The organism is Tabrizicola sp., assembly GCF_051645465.1.
Lineage (GTDB): Bacteria > Pseudomonadota > Alphaproteobacteria > Rhodobacterales > Rhodobacteraceae > Tabrizicola.
Genome location: NZ_JBOFBI010000400.1, coordinates 1 through 7009, shown reverse-complemented (window position 1 = coordinate 7009; position 7009 = coordinate 1). Strand labels below are relative to the sequence as shown.

Genomic DNA, 7009 nt, shown 5'->3' with positions numbered 1-7009 from the left:
GTCCAGCTGCGCGATGATCCTGTCCCGCCAGTCCGGCAGCGGCGGTTCCGCCAGAAGCCGCGCCCGGTCATCGGCCAGCGCCCCTGTCACCGGGGCGGCATAGGTCAGGGCAAGGCGCAGCTCTTCGTCAGAGGCAAGGCGCATCTGGCCGACGAAGTCCGGATTGCCGGCGAGGGCGGCGATATGCAAACCGCCGGCGGCGAGGGCCACGGTAAAGTCGCGCTCGCCCTGCCGGATGACACCGAACTTGCTGTCGACCAGCCGGTAGTTCCGCCAGAAATCGCGGAAGGCTGGCGAGGTCAGCGCGGACCGGCGCAGCTGGAAGAAGTAGGATTCAAGCCAGTGCTTGCCCTTCTTCGACCTCAGCGCCGCGCCCAGCACATCGGCCTTCATCGCGGAAAGCCGGGTGAGGAAAGCCGGGAACGCGGACCGGATCACCCAGACGCTGTCGTTCATGATGATCAGCTCATCGGGGTCCAGCCCCTCGTCCCAGAGATGCATCACCGCTTCGCGGTAGCCACCGAAGTCATAGCCGAGGTTCGGGCGTTCAAGGACGCGCCAGACCTTCGGGATCAATGCGGTGCGGGCATCGGGTGTTAGCGGACCGTTGGAGACGATCAGGACCGCATAGCCGAGGTTGGTCAGCTGGTCGCATGTCTCCAGAAGCGAGCGCGGCAGGCCGCCCGGCTGGAAGATCAGAAGTGCCGCGATCCGGTTGCCGGGGGCTTTGGCGCCGTCATGACGCTGAACCAGCGCGGCGCGGCGAAGGTCATGCTGGCGGGTGCGCCGTCCGGCAAAGGCCGTTTCCCAGTACCATGCCACCTGCTGCTTCAGGCGCAGAAGCTCACGCCGGACCTTCCAGCCGGGGATCACCCAAGATCCCCCCACTTCAGCTGGGTGTTCCGTGTTACGGCCCGCGTCAGGCGTTTGCCGACGACCTTGTCGAAGTCATAGGCGGCGATCTCTCCGCTGCCGGGACGGCGGGCCCAGATGTCTTCCTCGCGGATGACATGGCCCAGCGGCAGGTCCTTGTCGGCGACGACCGAACCGCGGGCGAAGCGGTAGACGTCTTCCTCGGGCGCGCTGCGCTGCTTGGGGTTGTTGGCGGCGATCCAGATTTCCTTCGACCGGTCGATGAGGAACCGCAGTTCCGCCGGGTCCATCGAGTTGATGATGTCCGGGCCCTTGCGGTAGCGGGTGTCGGTGTAGTGGCGTTCAAGGATGCATGCCCCAAGCGCGACGGAGGCCAGCGCCATTTCGGGGCCGATGGAGTGGTCGGAGAAGCCGACGACGGCCTTCGGGAAGGCCTGCTTCAGGTCGGTCACGCCTTTAAGCGAGACGATCTCGGCGGGGCTCGGGTAAAGGTTGGTGCATTCCAGAAGCGCGTAGTCGATGCCGGCCTTATCCAGGATGTCGACGGAAGCGCGAATGGTTTCAATGGTCTGCATGCCGGTCGACATGATGACCGGCTTCCCCTTCCGCGCGATGTGGCGGATGAGGGGGAGGTTGTCGGCCTCTCCGCTCCCGATCTTGTAGGCGGGGACGTCGAGGGTTTCGAGGAAGTCCGCGGCCGCCCGGCTGAAGGGGGTGGATATCCAGATCATCCCTAAGGACTCGGTGTAGCGCTTCAGCTCCGCCTCATCCGTCAGGCTGAGGGCGCAGCGTTCCATCACGTGCCAGATCGAGACATCGGCGTTCGGCGGGAAGATCGACTTCGCCTCCTCGGTCATCTCGTCTTCGATGATGTGGGTCTGGTGCTTGATCATCTCGCAGCCCGCCCCGGCGGCCAGACGCACCATCTCTTTCGCGACCCCAAGGTCGCCGCCGTGGTTGATGCCGATCTCGGCGATGACAAGCGGCGGGTGGTTCGGACCGATCTCGCGGTTCGCTATCTTCATAGTGCGTCTCCCTGGGCGTGACCCCCGTGCTGCATGAGGGCACCGCCCCTGTCAAGCCAAGGGGTAGCGGGTCAGCACCTCGTAGTGCGATCCCTTGCTTGCGAGGTGGCTCCGCCAGAGCGTCAGCTCGGTGACCGGCCAGGGTTCGGTCCGGAAGCCCGCGCCCATGGCGACGGCGCGCTCCAGCTGGGCGGTTTCGGGCAGGGGTGGCGGGGGGAAGTGGCCAAGCGTCACGTGCGGCACGAACTTTCGCGTGTCGATCGGGCAGCCCGCCCGCCGGGCAATTGTCTCCACCTTGGTCTGAAGATGCATAAGCTCGGGCGACGGCGCGACACCGGCCCAGGCGCTGTGCGGCTTGTCCTTGCCGAAGAGGCCAAGCCCTTGCAACGCAAGCGCAAATCCGGTTTCGCGCAGCGCCTCGAACCCCTCATGCGCGGCGTCGAGAGCAAGCTCGGGGCAGTCGCCCAGAAAGACGAGCGTGAGGTGCAGCTTCTCGGGCTCGACCTTGCGCGGCAGGGGCATAAGGAACTGCTGCACCTGAAGCGCCCCCCGCACGGCCTGCGGCAGGTCGATGCCAATGAAGGCCCGGATCATCGGAGCGCAAGCCTTGCCAGGCGATCGCGGATATCGGCCCGGACCGGCCCTTCGCGGGGAGGATCAAGAAGGGTGGTCAGCATCTCGGGCGCCGGGTCGGGCCGCCCGCCCCCGCCCCAGCTCAAGGCCGAAAGCACCGCCTTTGCGGGACCCGGCAGGTGATCGGGCAGCTCGCGGCCGCTGAGGAGACCCCAGATCGCGGTCCAAAGCCTGCCGACCGACCACGGGTTATAGCCCCCGCCGCCCAGCACCAGGAAGCGCGGACTGAGCGGGCGCAGGACGGAAAGCGCCTCAAGATAGGCCCGGTTTGACAGGGACAGGCGTGAGAGAGGGTCTTCCAGAAGGCTATCGGCACCACACTGCACAACGACCGCGTCGGGGTGGAACCCGGCCACGCGGGGAACGATCAAGCCATGAAGCACCACGCGCGCCTCGCTGTCGTTGTAACCCTTCGGCACCGGCAGATTGAAAGCGCTGCCCCCGGCGGTATCGGTCAGCGCTCCGGTGAAGGGCCAGCGGGCTTCCTCATGGACCGAGATCATCCGCACCCCCGGATCGCCGCTGAACGCATGCTCCACCCCGTCGCAGTGATGGGCATCAAGATCGACATAGGCGATGCGTTGAAGGCCCGCCCTTTGTAGCACCTTTATCCCCAGAACTACGTCATTCAGGTAACAAAACCCGTTCGCGCGGCCGGGAAGCCCATGATGCGTGCCGCCGCCCGGCACATGGATCACGCCTGGAGCCCGCGCCAGCAGTTCGGCCGCCAGCATCACGCCTCCGGCCCCGGTCGCGGGGCGGCGGAAGACTTGCGGGAAAACGGGGTTCGCGAGGGTGCCAAGGTGAAACCGTTGCCGCATATCGGGCGTCGCCTCACCCAGCGCCTCGGCAGACTGAAGCGCCGCGATATAGTCGGGCTCGTGCCAAAGCGTCAGCGCGGCGGGCTTTGCGCGCGGGCTGGTACGGAAACGGTCTGCGGGCAACCAGCCGAGGGCGCGCGCAAGGTCCATGACCGTCGATACCCGTGGCACGCGCAGGGGATGGGCCGACCCGTAGGACGAGCCGCGATAGATCTCGGACCCGATGAAGAGGGGCGCCGCCACCGCCCCCGCCGATGCGGGCGGTGGCGCGATGATCATTCCAGCATCGCCTCGATTTGCCCCGCGATGGCGGCGCTTTCCGGCTTGACCTTGGACCCGAATGTTGCGGCCACGCTGCCATCGGGCGCGATCAGCACCTTGTTGAAGTTCCAGCGCGGGGAAAAGCCGGTTTCGTCCCTGACCCAGGCATAGAACGGATGCGCACCCGCGCCCGTCACTGTCGTGATCTCGGTCATCGGCAGGGTCAGATCGAAGGTCATCGCGCAGTATTCCCTGACTGCGGCCTCGTCGGCAAGCTCTTGATCGAAGTCATCCGAGGGCACGGCCAGAATCAACACGCCCTGCGGCCCGAACCTCTCGTACAAGGCCTGCAAGCCATCGAACTGCCCGGCAAAGCCGCACATCGAGGCGGTGTTAACCACCAGGATCGGTCTGCCCTTCCAGTCCGAAAGGTCGATCTGCCCCCCGTCGATCGAGGCAAACCGGAAGCCTTCGCCCGCCATGACCGGGACCGCCGAAAGCCCCGCCAGAAAACCGATCACCAGCTTCATGATCCCGCCCCCTATGGCTTCTCCCCGTGAAAAGTGAGATAATCCGGTCGCAGGCGCTGTCAAATGCCAGGGAATCGACTGTAAATTCTCTGTCGGGCGTGCCATGTTGGTGTTGAGGTTAACGAGTAGGGGCCAGATCCAAAAAAGGGTCGGCCGAATGGGCGTGAAATGGGTTCGCAAGAAAGAATATCGGCACAAGTTGCCGAAGTTGGTGGCGCGAGAATTCAGTACGGGGCGCTTTGCTGGCGTTTGACTGATACGGGCGTCGAGGTGCTTCTGATCACCAGCCGGGATACGGGACGCTGGATCATTCCGAAGGGCTGGCCGATGCAGGGCCTGTCACCTGAAGCAGCTGCAGCCCAGGAGGCCTGGGAGGAAGCGGGTGTGCAAGGGGTGATGAACCCGCTGTGCATTGGGCGCTATGGCTATCAGAAGAACCTGTCGAGCCTTGCGAGCGTGCCCTGCGCGGTGTCGGTCTTTGGCCTCAGGGTCAAAGGGCTCGCCAAGAGCTTCCCCGAAGTGAAAGTGCGGCACCGGGACTGGTTCCCTGCGCACGAAGCCGCAGGCCTGGTGGTCGAACCTGAGCTTTCCCAGATCATCTCGGACTTTGTCCCGCCTCTGCACGGCCGTCAGGCCCCGATTGCGGGTGACGAGTATCGTGGTGGGCGGTCCCGCAAGGCGCACAAGGGCCATTGACCTTTCGCCGCCAATCCATACGTAATCGGCGGTCTTAATGGCGGACGTCTGGGCATGATCCGGTACAACCTGAAATGTCGCGCGGGGCATGGCTTTGAAAGCTGGTTCCAGAACGCCGACGCCTTTTTCGCACTGCAGGCGGCCAAACAGCTTGGCTGCCCGGTGTGCGGCGTGGCCGAGGTCGAGAAAGAGCTGATGGCGCCTGCGGTGCGCGCGTCGCGCAAGGTCGCTGCCGCCCCTGAGCCGGAAGCCAACCGCCCGGACCTGACCGCCCCAGCCTCGGACCTGGAGGCCCAGATTGCCACCCTTCGTCGGCAGATCGAGGAAAACTCGGAGTATGTGGGGATGAACTTCGTGACGGAAGCGAGGGCGATGCACGCCGGCGACGCCCCGGAACGCGCGATCCACGGCGAAGCGAAAGCCGACGAGGCCCGGCAGATGCTCGAGGACGGCCTTCCAGTCGCGCCCCTGCCGTTTCTGCCCGTCCGCAAGGTGAACTGAGGCGGCGAAGCTGCCCTGTGCACGGTGGGCGGCATTTTTATGCCTTGAAAATCAACAGGTTGCGCGCGGACGTTCAGGGTTTGTCAAGACTTCCCGGTAGCGTCCGGAAGGCGCCGCCAGCCGTTCTGGCTGCGATGTCGCCGGGTATGCCAGCCTTAGTAGATGTAACGGATCTGTTCCGTCCAGAACCGCTCCATCCGTTTCAGCGAGGTGTTGATCTCATCCATGCCTGAGGCGTCGATCAGCCCGCGCTTCTCGATCCCCTCGGAATGCCTGGCAAAAAGCTCTGACAGCTGCCCCCGCACTCTCCGCCCCTTCTCGGTCAGCCGCACCCGCACCGAACGGCGGTCGATCTCGGACCGCTGGTGGTGCATGTAGCCAAGTTCGACCAGTTTCTTCAGGTTGTAGCTGACGTTCGAGCCCTGGTAGTAGCCGCGGGATTTCAGTTCCCCGGCGGTCACCTCGTTCTCGCCGATGTTGAACAGCAAAAGCGCCTGGACCGAGTTGATCTCCAGAATCGCCAGCCGTTCGAATTCGTCCTTGATCACATCCAGAAGCAGCCTGTGCAGCCGCTCGACCAAGGCAAGGTTGTCAAGGTAGCAGGACAGGAACGCCTTTTGCGATCCGTCGAGTACCGGGGCGTAATGCGTCATACCATCTCTCCACCATTCGGACGGGGGTAGAATCGGTACAAAGCACAAACATTCCGTAAACTTGCGCGGAACTTAGCTCAATTTCCGCGGGTCAGGCGGGCTTCGGCGAAGCCGGTGATCCGGGACAGCAGCCCGGCCAACAGGTCGGGGGGAGGCGACTGCCCGAGAATCCAGGCCATCAGGTCCTGATCATTCTCGGCCAGAAGCCGGTCGTAAAGGTCAAGCTCGGCGTCCGAAAAGCCCGCCAGATGCGCATCGGCAAACGGCCCGAGCACGAGGTCCATCTCTTTCGTCCCCCGCCGCCAGGACCGCATGGCCATGCGCTTCAGGCGCGCCTCAGGGGCTTCGCTCACGCGGCACCCTTCATGTCGTTTTGCAACAGCTGTCGCAGGCGGTCTTCGGTCTGCTCCATCTCACGCGAAAGCTGCGCCAGTTTCGCCCGCATCCGCCCCAGATCGGCCAGAGCGATCTTTGCGGGAAGCGTCATCGCCCCCGGCGCGTCCGGGGGCTCGAGATCGTCGCCAACGCCGGTCAGAAGCCAGCGCATCGACACATTCAGCATGCCCGCCAGCATCTGCAGCCGGTTGCCGCGCGGCTCGGAAGCGTCGTTCTCCCAGGCCGCGACCGTCTTGAGCCTGACGCCCAGCCTTGTGGCAAACTCCTCGCGAGTGAGCCCGGCGGCTTCGCGGGCGCCTGAAAGCCTGTCGCCAAAGGTCGCCACGCCTTCGGCATACCAGCCGTTCGTTTCACCGTTTTCCGTCATCTTGCCTCTCCTTGATTTCGATATCGCTTGATCGTCCGGAGTGGCAATCCTAAGAGGACGGGCCCGAAATGACAAACACGGAGCTGGCGATGCCCTTCCTGTCCGACACGTTGGCGCGCGTTAAGCCCTCGCCGACGATCGCCGTCACCACCAAGGCCGCCGAACTCAAGTCCGCGGGCCGCGATGTGATCGGCCTTGGCGCGGGCGAGCCGGACTTCGACACGCCCGTGAACATCCGCGAGGCGGCGAAGCG

10 protein-coding genes and 1 pseudogene are annotated in these 7009 nt (G+C 64.7%); 3 read left to right on the top strand and 8 right to left on the bottom strand.

From position 1 onward, the window contains the following. The 5 genes from ACRCSW_RS24265 to ACRCSW_RS24245 form a co-directional block, all read right to left on the bottom strand. The coding region (locus tag ACRCSW_RS24265) for a rhamnan synthesis F family protein (RefSeq protein ID WP_438708225.1) at positions 1-873 on the bottom strand (873 nt) is incomplete at its 3' end. Continuing rightward, positions 870-1898 carry an N-acetylneuraminate synthase family protein gene (locus tag ACRCSW_RS24260; protein WP_438708224.1) on the bottom strand — a complete coding sequence of 343 codons (1029 nt, stop codon included), beginning with the start codon at positions 1896-1898 and terminating at the stop codon, positions 870-872. The genes ACRCSW_RS24260 and ACRCSW_RS24265, both read right to left, overlap by 4 nt. 51 nt (positions 1899-1949) lie before the next feature. Next, positions 1950-2492: an RNA 2',3'-cyclic phosphodiesterase gene (gene thpR / locus ACRCSW_RS24255; RefSeq protein WP_438708223.1), complete on the bottom strand. Its 543-nt coding sequence runs from the start codon at positions 2490-2492 to the stop codon at positions 1950-1952. Then, the gene (locus tag ACRCSW_RS24250) at positions 2489-3631 is read right to left on the bottom strand and encodes an acetoin utilization protein AcuC (RefSeq protein ID WP_438708222.1); all 1143 of its coding nucleotides are present in this window, start codon (positions 3629-3631) and stop codon (positions 2489-2491) included. The genes thpR and ACRCSW_RS24250 overlap by 4 nt, the downstream gene beginning before the upstream one ends. Beyond that, entirely contained in the window at positions 3628-4143 is a 516-nt protein-coding gene (locus ACRCSW_RS24245; RefSeq protein ID WP_438708221.1) for a glutathione peroxidase, read from the bottom strand. The genes ACRCSW_RS24250 and ACRCSW_RS24245 overlap by 4 nt, the downstream gene beginning before the upstream one ends. Before the next feature lie 168 nt (positions 4144-4311). Between ACRCSW_RS24245 and ACRCSW_RS24240 the strand changes: the two genes are divergently transcribed. Both ACRCSW_RS24240 and ACRCSW_RS24235 read left to right on the top strand, forming a co-directional pair. After that, positions 4312-4839 (top strand): NUDIX hydrolase, encoded by a 528-nt coding sequence (locus ACRCSW_RS24240; RefSeq protein ID WP_438708220.1) that lies wholly within the window; start codon positions 4312-4314, stop codon positions 4837-4839. Positions 4840-4893: 54 nt separating this feature from the next. Beyond that, the gene (locus ACRCSW_RS24235; protein WP_438708219.1) at positions 4894-5340 is read left to right on the top strand and encodes a DUF1178 family protein; all 447 of its coding nucleotides are present in this window, start codon (positions 4894-4896) and stop codon (positions 5338-5340) included. Between the two features lie 155 nt (positions 5341-5495). Here ACRCSW_RS24235 and ACRCSW_RS24230 read toward each other — a convergent pair whose 3' ends face one another. The 3 genes from ACRCSW_RS24230 to ACRCSW_RS24220 form a co-directional block, all read right to left on the bottom strand. Then, positions 5496-5993 (bottom strand): MarR family winged helix-turn-helix transcriptional regulator, encoded by a 498-nt coding sequence (locus ACRCSW_RS24230; RefSeq protein ID WP_438708218.1) that lies wholly within the window; start codon positions 5991-5993, stop codon positions 5496-5498. A gap of 77 nt (positions 5994-6070) precedes the next feature. Continuing rightward, complete coding sequence (locus ACRCSW_RS24225; RefSeq protein WP_438708217.1) at positions 6071-6346, bottom strand: succinate dehydrogenase assembly factor 2; 276 nt, start codon at positions 6344-6346, stop codon at positions 6071-6073. Continuing rightward, positions 6343-6756 (bottom strand): helix-turn-helix domain-containing protein, encoded by a 414-nt coding sequence (locus tag ACRCSW_RS24220; protein ID WP_438708216.1) that lies wholly within the window; start codon positions 6754-6756, stop codon positions 6343-6345. Before ACRCSW_RS24220 ends, ACRCSW_RS24225 begins: the two co-directional genes overlap by 4 nt. Positions 6757-6845: 89 nt before the next feature. Between ACRCSW_RS24220 and ACRCSW_RS24215 the strand changes: the two are divergent. Beyond that, positions 6846-7009 (top strand): annotated as a pseudogene (locus ACRCSW_RS24215) (aspartate transaminase); the annotation flags it as partial.

What these genes read in the sequence shown, in the direction of transcription:
- ACRCSW_RS24260 (WP_438708224.1), bottom strand. Translation starts at nt 1,898, where the DNA reads ATGAAGATAGCGAACCGCGAGATCGGTCCGAACCACCCGCCGCTTGTC.
- thpR (WP_438708223.1), bottom strand. Translation starts at nt 2,492, where the DNA reads ATGATCCGGGCCTTCATTGGCATCGACCTGCCGCAGGCCGTGCGGGGG.
- ACRCSW_RS24250 (WP_438708222.1), bottom strand. Translation starts at nt 3,631, where the DNA reads ATGATCATCGCGCCACCGCCCGCATCGGCGGGGGCGGTGGCGGCGCCC.
- ACRCSW_RS24245 (WP_438708221.1), bottom strand. Translation starts at nt 4,143, where the DNA reads ATGAAGCTGGTGATCGGTTTTCTGGCGGGGCTTTCGGCGGTCCCGGTC.
- ACRCSW_RS24240 (WP_438708220.1), top strand. Translation starts at nt 4,312, where the DNA reads ATGGGTTCGCAAGAAAGAATATCGGCACAAGTTGCCGAAGTTGGTGGC.
- ACRCSW_RS24235 (WP_438708219.1), top strand. Translation starts at nt 4,894, where the DNA reads ATGATCCGGTACAACCTGAAATGTCGCGCGGGGCATGGCTTTGAAAGC.
- ACRCSW_RS24230 (WP_438708218.1), bottom strand. Translation starts at nt 5,993, where the DNA reads ATGACGCATTACGCCCCGGTACTCGACGGATCGCAAAAGGCGTTCCTG.
- ACRCSW_RS24220 (WP_438708216.1), bottom strand. Translation starts at nt 6,756, where the DNA reads ATGACGGAAAACGGTGAAACGAACGGCTGGTATGCCGAAGGCGTGGCG.